We start from the raw sequence: 20,977 nt of genomic DNA on the forward strand, positions 1-20,977 counted from the left end.
TCATAAGTTTGTGAACGAATAGTAGCGAACATTATTTGATCTTTTTTTGCTGAATGACGCTTATTGCGATAAGTATGACGATGCCGAGTATGATCACCGGAAGAAACCATCCGCCAAATCCGCTTCCCCATCGCAAAGCAATCGATGCCGATTCAAATAAGATGAGGGAAAAAATGATGAAACAGGCGTTTTTGATTCGATTGACCAGCTTTCGGCTGAGCAAATAAAACTGTCCGGCGTTTTTTTCGTTCAGGCGTTTGGGGTAGTTGTGCATCTCAGGGAATTTCTCAAGCAATTGCATGAACAGAAGGATAAAGAATCCGATTCCGGGTAAAATAAGGAGCTCCCACTTCGATCCCCAGCGATCGATGTCACCGAGAGCATTGTAATGTACGGGCACTTGTTCGGGAAGCGTTCCCCAAACGGCGATCAAAAAAATAATCGATCCAATGTAAAAGAGATAGCCAATTCCATCGCAAATCCGTTCGCTTTTCGTTTTCGGAATTTTGATGTTTGAACCGTCGGTTGAATGTGGCATATCGTGTCCCCCTTTGTTTTGATATACGGTTTACTCATCCAAAAGTTCTGATCAATCCACATCGTATTTTTATTCGGAAGTGGGTAATGTTAAGAGAATGTAAATCCAAAAGGGCTAATGTTAAGTTATTGTAAATTTTAAATATGAATCGTTTACATAAGCTTTAATCTCCATCATAATCATACATGTTTGTTGATTTATGTCGAATTAGGAGGGTAACACTTTGGAAATAGATGTGCAGAAATTGCTTTTTGAATTTATTGGCGGCCTCGGTATTTTCCTTTTAGGTATTAAGTTTATGGGAGATGGGCTCCAAAAGTCAGCAGGAGATAAGCTGAGAGACATCTTAGATCGTTTTACAAGCAACCCTCTGATGGGGGTTTTGGCAGGTATTATTGTCACGGTTTTAATTCAAAGCAGTTCCGGCACGACCGTTATCACTGTCGGTCTCGTCAGCGCCGGCTTTATGACCCTTCGCCAGGCGATCGGCGTCATTATGGGGGCAAACATCGGAACGACGGTTACGGCATTTATCATCGGTTTTGATGTCGGTGCGTATGCGCTGCCGATCATCGCCATTGGATCGTTTTTGCTATTTTTCTTTAAGAACAAAAAATTTCAAAACCTCGGACAAGTTTTGTTTGGATTTGGTGCGCTTTTCTATGGCTTGGAATTGATGAGCAGCGGAATGAAGCCGCTTCGAACGTTTGAAGCTTTTCATGATTTAACGGTCAGCATGAGTACGAACCCTGTTCTTGGCGTGCTTATCGGCACTCTGTTCACGGTTCTTGTCCAAAGTTCAAGTGCAACCATCGGTATCCTCCAAGGGTTGTTTGCCGATTCATTAATTGATATTCACGGCGCTCTGCCTGTACTGTTCGGGGACAACATCGGAACGACGATTACCGCTGTATTGGCATCGCTTGGCGCTTCCGTCGCTGCAAGACGGGCGGCTGCCGTTCACGTCTTGTTCAACCTGATTGGAACAACGATTTTCCTGATCTTGCTAAAGCCTTTCACAGCGTTGATCCTCATGCTTCAATCTTCTTTAGGGCTTGACCCTAAGATGATGATCGCGTTTGCCCACGGGATCTTCAACACGTCGAACACACTGATTCAGCTGCCGTTCGTCGGTGTCTTGGCTTTTATTGTCACAAAGCTAATTCCAGGCAAGGACTCGGTCGTCGATTATAAAGCAACACATCTTGACCCGCTGTTTATTCAGCAGTCACCGTCTATCGCTCTCGGCCAGGCGAAAGAAGAAGTCTTGCGGATGGGTGAATTTGCGGTAAAAGGGCTTGAGGAAACAAAGGAATTTTTAAATACAAAACAGGCAAAGCATGCACAAAACGCATTTCAGATAGAAGATGCGATCAACAATTTGGACCGGAAGATTACGGATTATTTGATCGAACTGTCAGCCACTACGCTTTCTGAACAGGAATCTGAAGAACATCATAAGTTGATGGATACCGTCAGAGACATTGAAAGAATCGGCGACCACTTCGAAAACTTGGTTGAGCTTGGTGAGTACCAGCAATCCAACCGGGTGAAAATTTCCGAAGCAGCGATGGCCGATTTAACGGAAATGCTTGATCTGACGATTTCTACCGTTAAGGAGTCCATCACCGCACTTGGCGAAAATAATGAAGAAGCTGCAAGAAGTGTCATCGAAAAAGAAAATCAAATTGATAAAATGGAACGCAAGCTTCGCAAAAAGCATATTCTTCGCTTAAACGACGGATTATGCAGCGGACAAGCCGGCGTGATCTTCGTCGATATCACCAGCAACCTGGAAAGAATCGGCGACCATGCCGTCAATATTGCAGAAGCTGTTCTTGGAATCGAAAAGCATTAAAAACCGGGGATATCCCCGGTTTTTTATATGCATAGGCCTATTTGATCACGGTGTGACAATTTTACTAAATTGTGTGTGAAAAGGAAGATCATTCTTCTTCTGGAGATGTAAATCAAGTATAATAGTTGTATTCTTTAGGAGGTATTAAGATGCAGAAATACAGAAAAAGAAACACAACGGCATTTACAGTCATGTCATATTTCACATTTTTTGCGGGGGTCTTTTTGTTCGGCATCGGTCTTTACAACGCCGATAACTTGCAGCTCAATGAAAAAGGCTATTACATCGCTGTGATGATTCTCGTTGCGGTCGGTGCGATTTTGACGCAGAAAGTAACGAGAGACAATGCGGAAGATAATGAAATCATCGCCGAGCAGGAGAGAAGACAGAATATGTCTAGTGGCGAGTGATATGATGAGGGAAGGCATCAGAGGATGCCTTCTTTATTTTTTATGGTTAACATATCCTTATATTTATTTTCCAGAATGACATTCATCATCCCGATGATTTTTGCATGGTCTGATTTTTTTCTAAAGTGTAAAAAGTTTTGGTCTTTGTTTCTTTGCGATTTAGTGATCGTGCCGAACACCCAGATGGAGCTGGCTAAAAGTAATATGGTTAATATCAAAGGAAAAAAAGTATGCTCGATGTCATATGAAATGGAGACGACTTGACCAGAAAATATAGCAGTCATAATGCCGGCGGTAATGGAGCTATAAAGCGAAGCTTTGATCACGTGGCTGATTTTAAGCGTTGGACCTGAAAAATAAACTTTCAGCCGGTTTAACGTGGATAAATCTTGTTTTTCGAGGTATGCCATCAGCTCTTCATCGTTTTCAGCTTTCGATGACAATATAGCTTCAGCCGTTTGTTTTGTTTCTTCGAATAATTGTTTGTCTGTTTGCATGTCTTTTGTCCTTCTTTTTTGTTTAATAGACCAACCAAAGCAGAGGTAATGTTTCTCTGCTTTTTAATCAAAATCTTTTTTAAAACGTTCATCTAAAATAAAATCAATCATACCCGTGATTCTGGAATATTCCGCTCTTTTTTGGAAGTGCAGGATTGTTTGCATCGGTCCTTTTCGCGAGGAGATCAGCATCTTGACGATCCAAAGAAAAGAGAAGATCAGATAGAACATGAAGAAGAATGAAAATAGCCTTGAAAGACCATGGTTGAGGGAGGAGATCTGACCAGATAAAAAGGTCGCCATAATGACAGCAGTCATACTGCTAAAAAAAATCCCTTTAATCAAATACGTTAATGTAAAACTTGGATTTGAAAAATAGATTTTTAGCTGATTTAATGTAACAGATTCTTGATTTGCAAGGTATGTAAGCAGCTCTTCGTCACTTTTGTGAGACTCAAGGAGTTTGGCTGTATGTTCAGCTTTTTGAAATAATTGTTTTTCGTTTCTCATTGGATTGTCACTCCTATTCATAAAAAACATGAGATTTTATTGGTTCGGTATATTTTTTAATGCCTTTTTGTATTTTTGTTGTAAAACATAATCAATCATTTTTACGATACGTGCAAACTCGGCTTTCTTGGAAAAGTGTGTAATGAATTGAATCGGCTTTTTTTTCAGGATGACAAGCTGTTTAAGCACCCAGAATAAACACCCCGTAAATATGACAGCTAATATTATAATGGAGATGCCGGAAATGAAAGGGAATATCGAATCTGCTTGACCAGAAAGAATTGCAGTTATGAACGAAGCCAATATTATACTGAAAAATGCTGCACTGATGAAATAATGAAGCGCAAATGAAGGATCTGAGTAATAGACTTTCAGCTGATTTAAGGTCAGTGAATCTTGTTTAGCGAGAAAGGCTAATAGCTCTTCGTCGCTCTTATCGCGGTAAGTTTTAAGGGTTTTGGCTGTTTTCTGCGTTTCAATGAATACTTGTTTGTCTGTGTTCAATATGAATACCTCCACGATATTTTATATATTAAAGATTTGGAAAAACTGCATAAATACATTATATTATGTATTTATGCAGTTTTCATTAAATAAACAAATTAATCAGTCGTTTCACCAAATATTGCAAATAACACAGCGGACACTGCCGTGCCAATAGCGATTTCAGGTGCTGCAATTCCCGCTATGACAACAGCTGCTACACCCACAGCAGCTACCATAAATCCTCCGACTGCAACCCCAATTGCTCCCCAATCGATTGGTAACGCTTCTACAGGAGCTGCAACTGGTTTGTTAGGTGAGACATATAATTTCTTAATTTTAAAGGTAATTGTAGCCGACATTTCAGTTTTTGTACCATCGACTACCGGAATTTCATCGCTGAATATCGTTAATGAAAGATCCAAAGATTCAACAGAAGGTGAAACGTCTACCATGATATATCCGTTACGAACCGACAAGCCGATATTCTTTAAAAGCTCATCATACGAATGAATTTGTGAAGAACTCAATGATGTTTTTGAGTTTCCTAATACTTCGGTAATGGATGCTCCGACCTTTCCGTTTTTAACTTGTAGTGTGCCCGGTGATGTTTCACTTGGCTTTTTAAATCTCAGTGAAGTAGATAACGTAATATCTAAGTATAGAGACTCGTAAACTGTCTCAGTTTTATCAAAAATAAACATTGTTGTAAATAGTTCAGAAATACTGCTCAGTGCCGGGATATTTGCCAAAACATTTCTCAACATTCTTACTCGTGCGTCATAGACCGGATCTGACGACGGGGTGACATTAGCTGTTCCCTTGTCTCTGCCAGAATAAGCGTCTTTATCAATACCGATGGCGCCGCTGCCTGTGCCGATTGAATATTCGTAGAATTGGTCAAAGGCCCAGTTTTGCGGCATCGTGTAGCCGAGGTTGCCGCTGAAGCCGGTTGACATGTCGGCGACGAAGCTGTATTCCGTCAATCCGGCGTCGGCTGTTCTGATACAGATGTTTCTAGGCCCGTACACGCCGATCTTATATGTTGGCGAATTCGGAATGCTTTGCATTTTGTCAAACACTGCTCTGATTTCATTAAAATACGGGATGATTTTGTCTGTGACTTCATAATCATAAGCGTCGAAATCAACGGCAAAATAAATGGTGGTGCCGGATGGGAAGCCTAATCCTTGCGCTGCGTTGACAGCGGCATACGCATCTGTTGTTCCTTGGTTTGGTACGAAATAAGAGGATTCGTAGCCGCCGTCCTGATAAATCGGAAACACTCTCAAACCTTCATTAAAGATGATTGAAAGCTCGGCAGGTGTCATCGCTTTTGATTGAAGCCCGCTGCTTGTCCGCACATTGCCTGTCAAATATCTGCCGACCACTTTATATCCGTTGCTTCGTAAAGTTTTTGCAGTGGCGGCCGTTAGGATCGTGGCAGTGTCACAGGCCGCGGCAGCACGTGAAGTATCGCCGGAGCTTGCCAATAATGCTTTGATCGTCGCCATGTTGGCAATTCCCGTTACAGGCAAGCACATGAAGCTTTGAAAACGTGAGACGGCAGATTCGACTTCCGCATCATAAACACCGTCAAAATCACCCGAAGGATAGCCGTTGCAATATAATGCGTATTGAAGAATCAGCACGAATTTGGTTCTTGAATCACCTGGTTTGAGTGTCGGACATTTGCTTGTTGTACCTGGGCCAAAAAAGCCGTTTGCCACACTTGTACTCATGCCTTCTTCTTTTTGCAAAGCATAAATCAGCGCCTTATTTGTCTCTCGGGAATAAACACCATCACAAGGCATGAGTCCGAAATAATGATTGTAATCCCGATTTAGGTTTTGCTGAATTTGACGAATTTTTGTATCACCGTTTCGAACCAATGTAAAAGCGCTCATGTTGAGCAGTGCTTTCATGAGCTGTGCTGTGACAACACCGTCTTGTTTAGCCAGGCCCGCGGCTTTCTGAAATCTTTTCACGGCATCCTCTGTACCCTCAAAGAAGTTGCCTGTTAATCCGCCGGGATTAAATCCTTTTCCTTTCACCCAAAAAGCACCTTGCAGAATATAATTTAAGTTTGTCGGTTTTTCAGTTTTCTCCTGCTTTTTTAGCGGAACAAACTTACTTTCTGTCGCCGGTCCGAAATTGTCAGCGGGCTCTGCGATGCCTAACTCAATCTGCAATGCTCTCGTTAAACCGTAAATCGTCTCCCAGCTTGGTTTACCGTTCTCTTCAACCTTGTTGTAACCGTGTTTTCCGCTGTAGGTTTTGTTTAGCCATTCCTGCGTTTTCAACACCATTTGATCCATAAATGATCCCTCTTTTCTTTATTAGTGCTTTCACTATTAGGTGGCAAACGTATGACATAAAAAATACGGACATTGACTCTGCTTTATTTGCAGAGTCAATGTCCGTATCTTGTTTATCTCAACAATCCCAAACTCCCGGTCAGCCGATTGACCTTCTTTTTATCCCCGCATATGCCAATGCCAAAATAGCGGTAATCGGCAGCTGTTGATGCTTGAAGTTTCTCCGTATATTCATCATAGTGATGAATACTTTGTGCAACATCGGTGAAGTCAACTGTCAGCAGGTCGTGAAAGTCGTCGGCCTGAAGCTTGCTTCTTAATTCATGAAGCAGCTCGGCATTCCCTTTTAAGATGGGAATGGGGACTTTAACGATTCCAAGGTGTTCGATCCCGGACCCGTCTTTTATATTTTCCCCGAGCAGGCCGGGGTTGTTTTTGCCGAGCGCCGCCCCCAGGATCGCCGCTGTATTGGCGATCAGCCCGAGCGGCAAAGTTTCGTCGATCACAAGTGCGCACTTTGTTTCATTCATCAGATTTGTTCCTCCTTCAGCAGCGGTTTTGGCTTCATTTCTGAAATATAGAGGCCTGTTAATGTAAGCGATCCTCCGACGAGTGCGATCCATGTCAGCTTTTCATGGAGAATGATGATGGATGCGGCAATCGTAATCACGGGCACCATATATATGTAGGCGCTCGTTTTCACGGCTCCCAGGACACCGACTGACCAGTTCCACGTCACAAAGCAAAGCGCTGATGCGCCAGCCCCGAGAAACAGCATGTTTAACAGGTTGATGGAGGAAGCGAAGGGGCTGAGTGTGAAGCGGAAGTCAAACAGGAATAGGGCTGGGATCATGAATATCAGTCCATAAAGGAAGATCCGCTGTGTACATTGAATCGTGTGATACCGAAATGCGCTGATTTTTTTCATGAAGATGGCGTATACGGCCCAAACGAGCGCTGCGGCACACGCAAGCATATCACCGAGCGGATTCAGTTTAAGCACCGCGTTTCCATTGAAAAAAATGAGTGCGAGGCCGGTAAAAGCGGCGGCAAATCCAATGAAAAAATGCGGTTTGAGCCTCTCGCCGGCAAGGAGAAAATGGGCCAGAACCGCGGTGATCATCGGAATGATGGCTACAATCATGCCGACATTTGAGGCATAGGTAAGGGTGAGCGCGATGTTTTCCAGCAAAAAATAGAGTGTTACACCGCAGAGCCCGGCCCCGGCAAAAAGCAATTCTTCCCGCCAGCTTTTCACTGTCAGAACGTGCGGATGGACGATGATCAGCACGATCAACCCGAGCAGAAAACGGTAAAACAAAATCTCCATTGGCGAAAAATCCTCAAGCAGCACCTTTGTCGAAACAAAAGTCGTGCCCCAAATCAGAATGGTTAAAACAGCCGCAAGGTGTCCGGCGGTTTCACGTCGAGTATTCATCCTTTAATCTCCTGTCTGTCACATTCAAAGATTTTCATATATTGCTTCGGTGTCAGTCCGACCTGCCGCTTGAAAAATTTGGTCATGTGGCTCTGATCGCTGAAGCCGGTCTGAAACGCTGTCTCAATCGGTTTAACTCCTTGTTCCAGCAGCTTTTTCGCATGGTTGATGCGAACGGTCTCCAAGTAGCTGTAAGGAGAAATCCCTTTTTGCTTCGTAAACGACCGCAGCAAATGGTACTTGCTCCAGCCCGTCAGCCGGCTGAGATCGTCCAGCGTAATATTTTCCGTGTAATGCGCTTCTAAATAATCGCAGACCGCCTTCACTTGATCGGACGGCTCAGGCGCGTTTTCCAAAAACGCGACATCAGAGCAGGTCCGGATCAGCTCTTCAAGCAGATGGAGAAACAATTCCTCTTTTTTCAACGCTTTTTCTTTCTGCAAAATGTGGATGTGCAGTTCCTTCAAGCTTGAGGTCAGTTCATGGCGGAACAAGACGTTTTGCGTGAAGTATGGCAGATTTTCTGCTCCCGTCAGTTCCTTGACGGCTTTCATCATCACATCCGGCATAATATTGATGCAGCGGTAATCGAGCGCCTTCCCGTCAATCTGCTCGCAGCTGTGGGTGTCATGCGGATTAAACAGCACAAGATCACCGGGATTGATGATGTATTCCTGCCCCTTGCAAAGCAAATAGCGCTGCCCCTTCTCGATAAAGCCGACCACATAATATTCATGAAAGTGATTCGGAAACTTCTGCATGATGCCTTTGAAGCGGTAAGCTTCAACCTGCAGATCGGGATCCAGAAAAAGCGTCCGGGTTTCGTTTCGCATGAGCGGGCCTCCTGTGTATGATGATTTTTTTAGTTTAGCATGTTTTTGGGGGATTTCTTGTATGATGTTGCTGTAGTGCACCTTTTTATCATTTGCGTTTTTGATATTAAGGAGTGGTAAAGATGATAAATAAATATTAAAGCGGGAATAAAAGATGGATAAATGAAGAAGGGGAGACTTTATAGTTGAAGTGATAGATCGTTTGCGTAATCTACTTACTTGGAGCTAAAGTAGAAGTTGATGCTAAGTAGAGGGAATCCGAGGTGATGAAAAATGTGCCATTTAATAGAATTTCACCTCGTTCATTCAGTTATAGAAAAGATCAAATTGAAATATACGATGATTTTCTTGTGTATAATTCCAGGAGTTTCACGTTCCAGATACTATAATTAATCATGGAGCGCCTTAAATATGATGAATCAGAAAAAACAAGACATTAGGGGCGTGCTGAAAAAAGAAATCAAAACTCATGACATATTACAACGATCACAGATATCAAAGGGGTTAAAAGAAGATGAACCCTGTTCAATAACAGAGATCATCCCATTAACTCTACATCGTCTTTTTCAAAAATATCCTTTACAAAGGGTACACTTTCATAATTCCTGTCTCCATGCTTGAATTCTATGAACAGGCTGCAGTCATCGCTGCTCCACAAATTAATTCACATGCAGCTCCTGCACCTACATTTACCATAGCAACAGCCCCACAGTATTGGGAGCAAGCTAAAAAACCTAACATTCCACAAGCAAAGTTCTTTCCCCAAACGCTGAAACTTTTTAATTGAAATTCACCCTGTTGGATATCATGGGGATTTTTTCCGAAAACTTTAAATGAGTTATTATGATCTTGAATCAGTATATCAAGGTCGTCATAATTGCCGCTGAAGTCTTTGGGTATACCTATTAGACTGAAATTAAAAAACTCTTCAGTCTCTTTACTGTATCCTAAAGTATAAATTATGGAATCCCCTTTATCATTTTTATAAGCTCCATAAACAAATTCTAAGTCAGATATTGTACCTTCTTCGTCAATTTGGGCACCCTTGAATAACAAACTTTTATCCTTAAGATCTACTTTTTTATATCCTGCATCTTTATATTCTTCAATGTATTTTTTAAAATTTTCTTTCCTATCAAGAGCTATCTGCTCAACATTATTCACTTCGTTTTCACTAAGCACTTCAGTTTTCACATTGTAAACGTCTTCAATTTCCGTGATGATTTGTTCCCTATCTTTTTTATTCGTACAAGCTGTACAATCTCCCTTGTCATTACTTCCATTTTCAATGGCTACGACATGAATAGGCATGATAGACACAACAGAAATCAAGAACATTAGCATAAATTTTTTCATACTGCTTTTCTTCCTTTCTAGTAATATTTTCAAAATACGCATAAGCGTATTTTAATCATTACGATCATCTATCCAAGCATCTCCTATCTTTAAATAGAAGTATCTTAGAGTAAAACCTAATACAACTCCGAAGATGATAAATCCGATTGAAAAAATAAGAAATTCAACTGTAAATACTGGTTTGCCTTTTAAATATCCTATCAGCAACTGTCCTAAGACAAATATCACAGACGCAGCAGTTGTAAGAAGAGGTAAGAGCCTAGCCCATGTGATAAAATTTTTTTTCATCTGTTTTATTGTTAACTTTCCTTTTGCCATTTTCATCACCTCGTAAATGAAGGTAACATAAATTTATTTTCAAAAAAATGAACATGAGGAACTAAATTCCATTCAATTTCATTACTTAATTTCTAGTTTTAAATAAAGGCACTTTACACCCTAAGAGCCTGGTCTGAGTGATCCTTCAACTCTTAAAGAAGCGAAAAAAGGGGGTTTCTTGTATGATGAAAAAAAGTGAAGATGGAGCGGGCATCCCTATTTGTTTATGGATGTCGCGGAGCACAAGAGATCAATTACGAGTTGGTTGAATGAATTTCACTTTTAGTATAAAATTACACTAAAAGTGAAGAGTGGAGGTCCGTCATGGACAAAGACTACATAACAGCACTCATCTCATCAAAATTAAGGTTAATCCGCACGGAAAGCGGTTATACGCAGGAGAAAATGGCTAATGTCCTGGGGATTTCGAAGAAGACGCTTGTTCAAATCGAAAAAGGGAGGTCAACGGCTGGCTGGGCGTATATTGTGGCTGTGTGCGCGCTGTTTCGAAACAGTGAGGTTTTACAGTCTGTGCTCGGTGATGAACCTTTGGAGGTTGTTGAAACTGTGGCACACCGAAGCATTGACCGGCCGAAAAGGAAGACGCTTGGCGGCAGGGTGTGGTGGCGAGAAGTCGCAAGAAAGGGCGACTTTCGTCTGCAGCAAAATTTGATTTCTCACCACTACCGGATTCTCGATTCCTATGACGATCTGTGGTTCAGCACGTTCGAAAAACAGGATGCACTGGCGCGTTTGGACGAGCTTATACATGAGAATGACGGTGTTGAATGATGAAGAAATTAAATGTGATATTATGAACAATTAGTTTTCTCTTGTTAATCGGCCCGTATGCTGTTCTTTATTTGCTTGACCATGGCAATCCGATCATGAATGCGTGGGTACAGGCAGATGCTGAAAAACATTTGGACAGCTTGGGCTATCATGTTCATGACTATAAAGAGCGTCATGTGATGTTGCCGAAGACAGCTATCAATCAAGACGATTTCCAAACACAATATATGGTCGTTTTTCATGATGAGCCTCATGTGGTGTATTACTATGGAAAAAACAAAAAACGGGGGGAATCGTCCAGTTCTGTGAGAAGGATGAACTCGGGTGATATGTCTGTTGGAACAAAGAGACACAGTGAAAAACAGTGTGTATTCAGTTTGCAGAACCGAGATTAAAGGGCGTGCTGTCCGCCGCCCTTTTTCCTACACCAGAACATCATCAAGCAGCTTCCACAGCAACTCCCGCCGATTTCCCGCTTTCATCTTCAAAAAAATCGACTTCAGATGGTCTTGAACGGTGTACACGGAGATGTGCAAGTCGTCAGCGATGTCTTTTGTGGAAAGTCCGCGGATGATCCGGTATACGATCTCCTTTTCCCGTTCAGACAGGCCGTAAGCGTCTGCAACGAGCGGTATCGTATCCGCGGGTGAAGCCGGCTCGAAGGAAACGGCAAGTTGTCCTGAGGGGCCGAAACCGTCCAAGCGGCTCGCTTTGAGGGACAGGAGGGGACGGCCCGGAATGGAAATAACCGTTTTCGCCGGATCATCTGTCTCCGCTGCGGCGCGGGAGCAGACGGCTCTGATCGGTCTCGGTATTGACGTGCCGCCGATCTTTTCCCAGTCTCGGAGGATGTTTAGCCAATGAAGCGCGGCGTCATTGCATGAGATAGGTCTGAGCTCCTTCGACATAATCAGAATGCCGCCGGCATGTTTCATGTGAAACAAGTCCTTTTTTGGTTTTTGATGTCGAAAACGCTGCAAGTGCCGGCCGATAATCGGTGCAAGTGAAGCGAGAAGGGATCGGTCCTTCTCATGAAATGGCGGCTGTCCGCTTTTTCGCCATAGTGTAAGATAGCCCCAGCAGTCCCCCTTGCTTAACAGAACGGCCCGCATTTCGTCCCCAAAACCCGCCGGTTCGAGAACCATGCGGTATCGTTTGCTTTTGTGAAGATCCCCTTCCAGCGCCCCGCTTAACATCGCCGCTGTCTGCTTTGTTTTGATTAATGTTTCGTATTGATTCACATCATCATCCATATATTCAAGTGCAAATAATTGCGGATGCATCCTTTCAATTGGCTCGTCTGTGATCGCTCCGATGGACAGGAGGGTGTTCGGATCGACGGCTGTACAGCATGACGCATCAAATGGAATGGCGCTTCGCAGCGCGGAGAGTACGGCTTCCATGTATTGCGGTGAAGTTTGCGATGTTCGTTCAAGCTCATTGAATTGGTCTTTTAAGGCCCGTTCCATTTGCTTCCCTCCTCTTAAAAATCCCATATTTGTGGGATGGTGCTGTTCAAAAACCTCTTTATAATTGAGAATAATTCTTAATTATTTTACTAAAAGGAGTGCGCCTTGTCATGAATATGGATTGGAATCATCCTGATGTGCAGCAATATGAAAAAAAGATCGCTTTGAAAATCCCTTGTTATCACATGTTATACGATATGATGGACCGTCTGCTGACGGTTCGGCTTGATCAAGATGAAGCCGATGTGCTGGTTGTCGGAGCGGGAGGAGGACAGGAATTGCTGACACTGGGCAGAAGGCATCCGAATTGGTCGTATACAGGGGTCGATCCATCGGCTCATATGCTCAATTTGGCGCGGCATCGGCTGAAAAACGCTCGTCTCCAGCTCAAAGCTGACTTCATTGAGGGAGAAGTGAAGAAGCTGAAGCGGGAGCATCAATATGATGCAGCGACTTGCATGCTTGTCCTCCATTTTGTTCGCGACAAGCGGACATTTTTGCAGAATATTGCGGCCCGCTTAACGGAAGGGGCGCCGTTTTTTCTGGCTGCGATTCAAGGCGACCTTGATTCTGAGTCATTCAGGTGGCAGATGGAAGCCTGGAAGGAGCATATGCTGGGAAACGGAATTTCTGAACCGGAGTGGGAAAGCTTTGCGGCTTCAATCGGCAGACAGTCTCATCCGGTTCCGGCTGAGGAGGCGGAAGCTTTGCTGAAGGAATCAGGTTTCACGAATGTGACGCGGTTTTTCAGCGCTTATTTAATTGATGGCTGGTTCGCTGTCAAAGGAGGCGGCACATGTTGAAACAGCATATTGTTGTCATTGGCGGTTACGGACATGTCGGCGGTCACATCTGCCGGATGCTCGGAGAGACATACCCCGGGCTTGTGTATGCGGCGGGGAGAAACTTGGACCGCGCGCAGCGGTTTTGCCGGGAAACGGGCGGGAAAGTGAAGCCGATGCATTTCAATAGAGATGATGCGGCTGATTGGGATTGGCTTGAACAGACGAAGCTTGTGATCGTGTGCATTGATCAGGTGGATACGGTTTTGGCTGAGACATGTTTGGCAAACGGTGTGAATTATTTGGACATTACGGCGAACGGTCCGTTTTTGGCACAGCTTGAACGGCTGAATCACGGGCATTGTGAGGGCACAGGTTTGCTGAGCGTCGGTTTGGCCCCGGGACTCACCAATCTGCTGGCGCAGGAAGCGGCAAAGACATTAGATGAGACGAGCCGCATCAACATCACAATCATGCTCGGTTTGGGAGACAGCCATGGGAAAGCGGCGATTGAATGGACGGTGGATCATTTGCATACGGTGTTTGACGTCACCGAAAACGGTGACATCAAAAAGGTGAGCAGTTTCACAGACGGCCGGCAAACAGACTTTGGCGGCCGTTTAGGATGCCGGACTGCTTATCGGTTCCCTTTTTCAGATCAGGCCACATTGCCGCGGACATTGGAGATCCCCTCCGTTTCCACCCGGCTTTGTTTTGATTCCAGGCTGGCGACATTGGCAATTGCGGGCTTGAGAAAAAGCGGTGCTGTTCGCCTTTTAAAAAACAGCGTCATCCGCGGGTGGACCGTCAAGCTGCTGGAATCGCTGAAAATCGGTTCGGCGGAGTACGCGGTCAAAGTGGATGCGGAAGGACTGAAAGGCGGCCGGCATCACGCCGTCGGTCTTTCCATGTACGGTGAGAATGAATCATTGATCACGGCGCGGGTCGCGTTTGCCGCTGCTTCCGCTTTGTATGCCGGAGCTTTTCAGCGGGGAATGTTTCATCTGGAGGAGTTGTTTGAGCTGGAGCGGACAGACGATGTCATGTATGTAAAACGAAAGGAAACGGGAGAACGCTTTGTTATATAATTTGACATATTTTTAAAGAAAGTGAGATGATAAAAATTAGAAAATAATAGAAGGAGATGGGGATTATGCAGCCGGAAGATATCGTCAGAAGCGGACCGAACCAATATATATGCAAAGCCGGCATCACGAAAGAGCTGCCGTCGCTTTTAGAAAGATTTAACCGTCCTGTCATCATAACCGGTGTTCAATCGTTTGCGGCTTTTACAAAACACGTGCAGCTGCCCGCTGATTGGACCGTCATCCAGCATAAAGGCTACAGCTCACTGGAAGGGATACGACGTGCGGCTGAGCGCGCCGGCACAGCCGATATCATCATCGGCATCGGCGGAGGCACTGTGTTAGATACGGCGAAAGCCGCCGCTGATCTGTTACACATTGAAGTCATGACAATCCCGACGATTCCGGGGACATGTGCGGCAAGCACGCCATTGAGCGTGATCTATGATGATGAAGGCAACTTTTCCGGGGTGCAATACCATAAGCGCTCAAGCTATTTAACATTGGTTGATCCGCTGCTGCTTTTATCTTCACCGCTCGCTTATGTGAAAAGCGGGATCGGTGATACACTGGCGAAATGGTATGAAGCGGAAGCGATTATCAGAAATACGGCTGATTCGCTTTCGATCATGGTTCAGACGGGGCTGAGGCAATCCGTCTTCATTCGCGACATCTTGTTGAAAGATGGCCTCAAGGCTGTGGAAAGCATTGAAAAAGGCGAGCCGTCTCCAGCTTTAACAAATGTTTTGGAAGCGGTTATTGCGCTTGCGGGAACGGTTGGCGGCTATGCAGGCCGGTACGGCAGAATGGCCGGGGCCCACGCGGTTCATAACGGTCTGACATTTATTCAGGAAACCCATCATGTCCTGCACGGCCAGAAAGTTGCCTATGGAATCCTGGTCCAGCTTGCTTTGGAAGGACGGATGGACGAAATTGCTGAGCTGCTTCCGTTTTACGAGTCGCTCGGCTTTCCGAGAAGGCTATGTGATTTAGGTATTACAGAAAACGTGGAGCAGGCAAAACAAACGATAGCGGCCCATGCGGCCAGACCTGAAGAATCATTATCCCTCATGGGATCGTTTCGCGAAGCTGACGTGATCGCGGCGATAGAATCGCTTGAATAATCGGGAATCCGCCCTTGAAGATGGCTTCAAGGGCGTTATTTGTATGGCTCCTCATGTTATTTCTGAAAAAGTTCAGTCTTTTACCGATATAAATAAAAAATGACTTTGCAAAAAAGAAGGGGGAGCAATGTGAAAAAACCGAGGTGGAACAATATCACGATCGGCGGCAAATACGGCATCATCTTTTTTGTGATGTTAACCGCTTTTTTAGCATCCGTTTTGATGACGTACAGTCTGTTGAAGAATACAAGCCAGACGATACAGGATACAAAATCAAAAAATGAAACGGCGGTTCAGTCAGCTAAGCTGATGTCGCTTTATCAAAATAAATATTTACATATACCCGAATATATTATCAACGCCAAGGATGAAAAATTATCGGACTACATGACATACAGCCAGGAGTTTGTCGATACAGCAAAAAAGCTGAAAAAAGAGCTTCATTCAGATGAACAGCTTGAGATGTTTCATCAAATTATCGATAACAACCATGCTTTAGATGAATATTTTTTCAGTAATATCGTACCGAATGTACAGCAGATCAATACCAAAAAGTTTTTGGAGCTGCAGCAAAAAGCGAATCAATTAAAAGAGGAAACTTTGGCGCTCGGTGACAAATTGAAAGAAAACGCTGTCAGTTCAAATGTAGAGGCAATAGGGGACGCACAGTCCAATATTTCGCGGACCATTATGATCCTCGTGGTGTCGATTCTTGTGTCAGCCGTTGTTTCCGCAGGACTTCTCATGATTGTCAGCAGACAGATTAAGAAAAATCTCAATCGGGTGGTTGCCGCAAGCGATGAGATTGCACAAGGCCATTTAAACTTTACAGCCCTTGACTACAAAGGGAAAGATGAAATCGGACAGCTTTCACAATCGATTAATGATATGGGGGAAAGCCTGCGCGAGATGATCGTCGAGGTGTCCAAGATCGCCAATGAAGTCGACAAGCAATGCCTCACGTTTACGAATGTCTCCAGCGAAGTGAAAGAGGGAAGCGAACAGGTCGCCGTCACGGTCGAAGAGCTGGCAAACGGTGCAAGCAATCAGGCCAATGAAGCGGCCAATATTTCCGAACAGACGCAAGAGCTGGCTGGACAAATACAGAAAGCCGATGAAAATGGAGAAACATTGGCGAAGTTTTCTAAAGAAGTGCTGAACGTTTCGGTCGACGGTGATCAACAAATGACGCAATCCTTGCAGCAAATGCACGTCATCAACGATGTGATGGAGGCGTCTGTTGAAAAGGTCAGCATCCTGGAAGAACAAACGCAATCTATCCATCAGCTTGTCGAAGTGATTACGGGCATGGCTGAGCAAACGAACCTGCTGGCCTTAAATGCGTCGATTGAAGCGGCGAGAGCCGGTGATGCCGGACGGGGATTTGCGGTTGTGGCCGGCGAGGTGAAGCGGCTCGCGGAAGAAGTGAAAAACTCTGTCGGAAGCATCACGGAGATCGTCAGTACGATTCAAACGGAGACATCGTCTATGGCAGCGGATTTGAAAACCGGTTTTTCTGAAGTAAACAAAGGAAAAACCCAGATTGAAACATCGGGCCGGTATTTCTCAGAGATCAAGCATAAAGTGACGGATATGGAAGAGCGGGTGTCGGACATTTCCGCCGCATTATCCAATTTCAAACGTTCAAGCGAAGAGATTAACGGCTCAGTTGAGCATATCGCGGCGATATCTGAAGAAAGCGCGGCTGGTTCTGAAGAAATCTCCGCATCTGTTCATGAACAAAGCGGTTCCATTGAAAAAATGGATGAAAGCGCCCGCCTGCTCGGAGAAATGGTCGAGCGGATGAACGGGATGATCAAGCGGTTTAAACTGTGATGTTTCAATGAAATGGGAGGTTTTCATGTTGACAGCAAATTTGAAAAGAGGACTGTTTGCGCTCGTCCTGTTCGGCCTGCTGTTCGCCGCAGCGGGGTGCTCGTTCAATACTGTGCAAAAGAGTGCTGAAAAAGAGGAAAAAGTAAAGCTGACTGCCGATTCTGACAAATTATATGTCGGCTTTGCGATCGACACGCTGAAAGAAGAGCGCTGGTACAAAGACAAAGCGGCATTTGAAAAAGAGGTGGAAACCCTCGGCGGAGAAGTCAAAACGCTCGCGGCAAACGGGAATCAAGATGTTCAGCTCCAGCAAGCCGAGCTTTTGATCAACGAAGGCGTTGATGTGCTCGTCGTTGTCCCGACGAATGCGGATGCTGCGGCTGAGATTGTCGACATGGCTCATAAAGCCGGTGTCAAAGTGATTTCTTATGACCGGCTGATTCGCAATGCCGATGTTGATTATTATGTTTCATTTGATAATGAAAAAGTCGGCGAACTGCAGGCAGAGGCCATTGTCAAAAAAGCGAAGAAGGGCAACTTTGTCTATATCGGCGGATCATCTCTCGACAACAATGCCGTATTATTCCGCAACGGGGCCATGAAGGTCCTCGAACCGCTGAAGAAGCAGGGGAAAATTGATATCGTCTTTGACGAATATACGAAAGACTGGCTCCCTGAACAAGCGAAAAAGAATATGAAACAAGCGTTAAAGCAAAACAAGGATATCGATGCCGTCATCGCCGCCAACGACGGTACGGCGGGCGGAGCAATTGAAGCCCTCAAGGAAGCGGGACTGGCCGGAAAAATACCGGTTTCGGGACAGGACGCCGAACTCGAAGGAGTTCAGCGGATCGTGAAGGGAACGCAGACGATGACCGTTTACAAACCGATTCCGACAATCGCCAAAAAGGCCGCCGAAACAGCGATTCAAGCGGCAAAAGGCGAAGAAATCAAAACCGATACAACCGTTGAAAACGGAAAAACAAAGGTGCCATCGATTCTGCTTGAGCCATATGCGGTCACGAAAAGCAATATTAACGAAACCGTTGTGAAAGACGGACATTTGTCAAAAGAAGATATTGATAAATAATGAAACAGCCATCCTGTCGAAAGGATGGCTGTTCGGTTTATTGGAAAGCTTATTTATTTTTATATTTGAACCTCATAAAATAGACAAGGCTGAAAGCTAAAGTAAAAGCAAGGGATTGCAGAACGTAACCTGCTGTTATGCTTCCGGTGTTGAGGTACGAATCCATATACCGGCAGCAAAGATGAGAACAGCAATGAAAACCCACAGTACAGACTTAGATTTCATAGATGCTGGGCTGCTAAATTTCCACTTTCACATCAGCGTTCTTCTTCAGCTTCTCCACTTGCTGTCCGAGTTTTTCCTGCCGTTTTTGCTGTTCAAGCAGTTCTTTAATCTGGGATTTGACATCCTCGAACTTTGGCGTGTCTTTTTGATTGCTTTCTTTTTGCTGTGCTGCATACTGGTCGTAATAGTCCTTGATTTCTTTGTCTGTAACTTTATCTTTTGGCAGCTCTTTGTCGATGTATTTTTCGGTTTTGATGCTGTCGGCAATGTCAGATTTAAGGGTTGTTAAGCTTAAATCGGCTTTTTTTAAGGCTTCATTGAATTCTTTCTCATCTTTATATTGCTTTTTCGTTTGGTCGAGCTGTGTTTCGATCTCTTTTGCAGTGGCTTTATAGCCTTTTTTGTCCGCTTCCTGGGAAATGAGTGCTTGTCCGACTAAGCTGTCGATCGTTTGTTTTTTGATCTGCTTGGCGGCATCAGCTGATGTCGGATCCTGACCGGTTTGCTGATACTGCATTTGTGCGGTTGACAGCAGCCTGTTATAGTCTTGGCCGGTGATCTTTTGTTTGTTTACGACAACAACGGTTTTCGTATCATCGACTTTTTGCTTGTCGAGCTTTTTCTGCAAGGCTTTCATTTGTTCTTCCTGGTTCGGCTGCCCGCTTTGAGACGCATCCTTATCAGGCTGAGAAGCGCAAGCGGCTAATACGGCAGCCATTAAACCGATCATGAGAGAGGATATGATTTTTTTCATGGATATCTCCTTTCTTCTCATCAGAAGTCGATCTTGAAGAGTTGATCTAATGTTGCATTCTAACCGATTTGTTCTTAAAAATAAACCATTTGCCATCAATTTTCCAATTTGTCATCGAATTGAAAGGAGATCGTAATGTTTATTTTAAATGTTTCGTATCAAAGCCATATATCTGAAAGTCCTTCATAAATATATCTTGGACCAATTGTTTTGTTTCCTGATTGTAAAAGCTCTCATAAGTTGGCAGGACCCAGTCGAATGATGAGATGGTCAGGACCGTGTCTGCGAACTTCCCTTTTTTCAGCATCAGATCTGACAAATGGTGCGGTGACTTTGACAGCTGTGACAGCGGTGATTTTAACAATTTGTATTTATTTTCGATTTCTCGGATTTGCGCGGTGAATTGTTCGAGGTAGATATAATGATTGACAAATTCCTCTTCCCCTTTTATATACTGGGGCCCGAGATGACGGTCAAGAGCATGAATATCAGAGCCTAAATCCTTTAGGTGATATAAAAATTCTGTAAACGACAATCCGGTGTCGATGTCTCGGTCAAAAAGACAGATAAAATTCGGCGAGCAGATCGTTGTCAGAAAAGAACTGACTGCCCGTTGGAATGGATTGCGCACGAGTTTGTAGGTATCTTTTTTTCTTCCAAGCAATTGCAAAGAAAGATCATTCATGTAGTCGGGTTGTTGTGTAAAGATCTTATTTCTGTAATGGTGAATGTCTCCTTCAGATGTTTGCGCCGCATCTTCCCAGAGTCCGTTTTGGAAAAAGAACCAGCGATTCAACGTCGTGCAGCCGCTTTTCGGGATCCAAAAGAGAATGATGGGAAAGTCTTTTTGATAAAGCGGGGTATAGGGAAATATCAAATGCTCCAGTTTATCATCTTCAAACATATCGACCACATCCACTCCAATTTAGTTTTTGGCCTTCCCGGGAAGGGACAGCGACCATCTTCATAACAAAATATGCCGCAGCTATTGAGTTGATAGGGCGAAAAAATGAATTATCTGTCAAATAATAAGATGGAAAGATCAAGCTGTCCGCTAATATTCCATCTTTTGAAAAATAAGGTATTCGATGAAACCATCTTATTAAATCGAGGCGGGGCTGTATAGGTCATTTCGATCTAGTATGTTTTGCGGATATGATATCGACAGACTGGAATTAAAATCAATTTCCTATTTAACTAAATTACCCTATAGTGTAATCTTAAAAAGAATACAAGGACATTTAGGCCATTCGAATGAAAA

Annotated in this window: 21 protein-coding genes; 8 read left to right on the top strand and 13 right to left on the bottom strand. The window is 44.1% G+C overall.

Annotated elements, in window-relative coordinates; translation table 11 throughout:
* Positions 1-31: 31 nt before the first annotated feature.
* Complete coding sequence (locus ACINLD_RS12765; RefSeq protein WP_026585684.1) at positions 32-538, bottom strand: DUF1648 domain-containing protein; 507 nt, start codon at positions 536-538, stop codon at positions 32-34.
* A 223-nt stretch (positions 539-761) separates the two neighbouring features.
* On the opposite strand from ACINLD_RS12765, the gene ACINLD_RS12770 reads away from it, so the two are divergent.
* Together ACINLD_RS12770 and ACINLD_RS12775 are read left to right on the top strand one after the other, a co-directional pair.
* Entirely contained in the window at positions 762-2,396 is a 1,635-nt protein-coding gene (locus tag ACINLD_RS12770) for a Na/Pi cotransporter family protein (RefSeq protein ID WP_026585685.1), read from the top strand.
* Between the two features lie 149 nt (positions 2,397-2,545).
* Positions 2,546-2,806 carry a YiaA/YiaB family inner membrane protein gene (locus ACINLD_RS12775; protein WP_026585686.1) on the top strand — a complete coding sequence of 87 codons (261 nt, stop codon included), beginning with the start codon at positions 2,546-2,548 and terminating at the stop codon, positions 2,804-2,806.
* Positions 2,807-2,823: 17 nt separating this feature from the next.
* Here the strand turns inward: ACINLD_RS12775 and ACINLD_RS12780 are convergent, their stop codons facing one another.
* The 9 genes from ACINLD_RS12780 to ACINLD_RS12820 all read right to left on the bottom strand — a co-directional run bounded on the left by ACINLD_RS12780 (position 2,824) and on the right by ACINLD_RS12820 (position 10,559).
* Positions 2,824-3,303 (bottom strand): hypothetical protein, encoded by a 480-nt coding sequence (locus tag ACINLD_RS12780; protein ID WP_026585687.1) that lies wholly within the window; start codon positions 3,301-3,303, stop codon positions 2,824-2,826.
* A gap of 63 nt (positions 3,304-3,366) precedes the next feature.
* Positions 3,367-3,813 carry a hypothetical protein gene (locus ACINLD_RS12785; protein ID WP_026585688.1) on the bottom strand — a complete coding sequence of 149 codons (447 nt, stop codon included), beginning with the start codon at positions 3,811-3,813 and terminating at the stop codon, positions 3,367-3,369.
* Positions 3,814-3,849: 36 nt separating this feature from the next.
* Complete coding sequence (locus ACINLD_RS12790; protein ID WP_003178521.1) at positions 3,850-4,317, bottom strand: hypothetical protein; 468 nt, start codon at positions 4,315-4,317, stop codon at positions 3,850-3,852.
* Between the two features lie 98 nt (positions 4,318-4,415).
* Complete coding sequence (locus ACINLD_RS12795; protein WP_077735811.1) at positions 4,416-6,614, bottom strand: glycoside hydrolase domain-containing protein; 2,199 nt, start codon at positions 6,612-6,614, stop codon at positions 4,416-4,418.
* 113 nt (positions 6,615-6,727) lie between these two features.
* Positions 6,728-7,147 carry a DUF2000 domain-containing protein gene (locus ACINLD_RS12800; RefSeq protein ID WP_026585690.1) on the bottom strand — a complete coding sequence of 140 codons (420 nt, stop codon included), beginning with the start codon at positions 7,145-7,147 and terminating at the stop codon, positions 6,728-6,730.
* Complete coding sequence (locus ACINLD_RS12805) at positions 7,144-8,052, bottom strand: DMT family transporter (protein ID WP_277692359.1); 909 nt, start codon at positions 8,050-8,052, stop codon at positions 7,144-7,146. Before ACINLD_RS12805 ends, ACINLD_RS12800 begins: the two co-directional genes overlap by 4 nt.
* A complete protein-coding gene (locus tag ACINLD_RS12810; RefSeq protein ID WP_026585692.1) occupies positions 8,049-8,885 on the bottom strand; it encodes an AraC family ligand binding domain-containing protein in 837 nt (278 codons plus the stop codon). The genes ACINLD_RS12805 and ACINLD_RS12810 overlap by 4 nt, the downstream gene beginning before the upstream one ends.
* A 624-nt stretch (positions 8,886-9,509) precedes the next feature.
* A complete protein-coding gene (locus ACINLD_RS12815; protein WP_179115669.1) occupies positions 9,510-10,241 on the bottom strand; it encodes a putative immunity/bacteriocin fusion bifunctional protein in 732 nt (243 codons plus the stop codon).
* 51 nt (positions 10,242-10,292) lie between these two features.
* Positions 10,293-10,559: a hypothetical protein gene (locus ACINLD_RS12820; protein WP_077735806.1), complete on the bottom strand. Its 267-nt coding sequence runs from the start codon at positions 10,557-10,559 to the stop codon at positions 10,293-10,295.
* 324 nt (positions 10,560-10,883) lie between these two features.
* Here ACINLD_RS12820 and ACINLD_RS12825 point away from each other — a divergent pair, with 324 nt between their 5' ends.
* Complete coding sequence (locus ACINLD_RS12825; RefSeq protein ID WP_026585695.1) at positions 10,884-11,351, top strand: helix-turn-helix transcriptional regulator; 468 nt, start codon at positions 10,884-10,886, stop codon at positions 11,349-11,351.
* A gap of 422 nt (positions 11,352-11,773) precedes the next feature.
* Here the strand turns inward: ACINLD_RS12825 and ACINLD_RS12830 are convergent, their stop codons facing one another.
* Positions 11,774-12,820, bottom strand: a complete 1,047-nt coding sequence (locus ACINLD_RS12830) for a helix-turn-helix transcriptional regulator (RefSeq protein ID WP_026585697.1) — start codon at positions 12,818-12,820, stop codon at positions 11,774-11,776.
* Between the two features lie 110 nt (positions 12,821-12,930).
* Here ACINLD_RS12830 and ACINLD_RS12835 point away from each other — a divergent pair, with 110 nt between their 5' ends.
* The 5 genes from ACINLD_RS12835 to ACINLD_RS12855 all read left to right on the top strand — a co-directional run bounded on the left by ACINLD_RS12835 (position 12,931) and on the right by ACINLD_RS12855 (position 18,737).
* Positions 12,931-13,623, top strand: a complete 693-nt coding sequence (locus ACINLD_RS12835; protein WP_051290322.1) for a class I SAM-dependent methyltransferase — start codon at positions 12,931-12,933, stop codon at positions 13,621-13,623.
* Positions 13,617-14,690 carry a saccharopine dehydrogenase family protein gene (locus tag ACINLD_RS12840; RefSeq protein ID WP_077735805.1) on the top strand — a complete coding sequence of 358 codons (1,074 nt, stop codon included), beginning with the start codon at positions 13,617-13,619 and terminating at the stop codon, positions 14,688-14,690. Before ACINLD_RS12835 ends, ACINLD_RS12840 begins: the two co-directional genes overlap by 7 nt.
* Before the next feature lie 65 nt (positions 14,691-14,755).
* Positions 14,756-15,811, top strand: a complete 1,056-nt coding sequence (locus ACINLD_RS12845) for an iron-containing alcohol dehydrogenase family protein (protein ID WP_077735804.1) — start codon at positions 14,756-14,758, stop codon at positions 15,809-15,811.
* A 129-nt stretch (positions 15,812-15,940) separates the two neighbouring features.
* The gene (locus ACINLD_RS12850) at positions 15,941-17,647 is read left to right on the top strand and encodes a methyl-accepting chemotaxis protein (protein ID WP_077735803.1); all 1,707 of its coding nucleotides are present in this window, start codon (positions 15,941-15,943) and stop codon (positions 17,645-17,647) included.
* 25 nt (positions 17,648-17,672) lie between these two features.
* Positions 17,673-18,737 carry a sugar ABC transporter substrate-binding protein gene (locus ACINLD_RS12855; protein WP_026585702.1) on the top strand — a complete coding sequence of 355 codons (1,065 nt, stop codon included), beginning with the start codon at positions 17,673-17,675 and terminating at the stop codon, positions 18,735-18,737.
* 238 nt (positions 18,738-18,975) lie between these two features.
* Here the strand turns inward: ACINLD_RS12855 and ACINLD_RS12860 are convergent, their stop codons facing one another.
* A complete protein-coding gene (locus ACINLD_RS12860; RefSeq protein WP_026585703.1) occupies positions 18,976-19,716 on the bottom strand; it encodes a SurA N-terminal domain-containing protein in 741 nt (246 codons plus the stop codon).
* 139 nt (positions 19,717-19,855) lie between these two features.
* Positions 19,856-20,620 carry a sulfotransferase family 2 domain-containing protein gene (locus ACINLD_RS12865; RefSeq protein WP_026585704.1) on the bottom strand — a complete coding sequence of 255 codons (765 nt, stop codon included), beginning with the start codon at positions 20,618-20,620 and terminating at the stop codon, positions 19,856-19,858.
* Positions 20,621-20,977 lie beyond the last annotated feature (357 nt).

The organism is Bacillus sp. z60-11 (assembly GCF_046464135.1).
In the GTDB taxonomy this organism is placed as follows: domain Bacteria; phylum Bacillota; class Bacilli; order Bacillales; family Bacillaceae; genus Bacillus; species Bacillus sonorensis_A.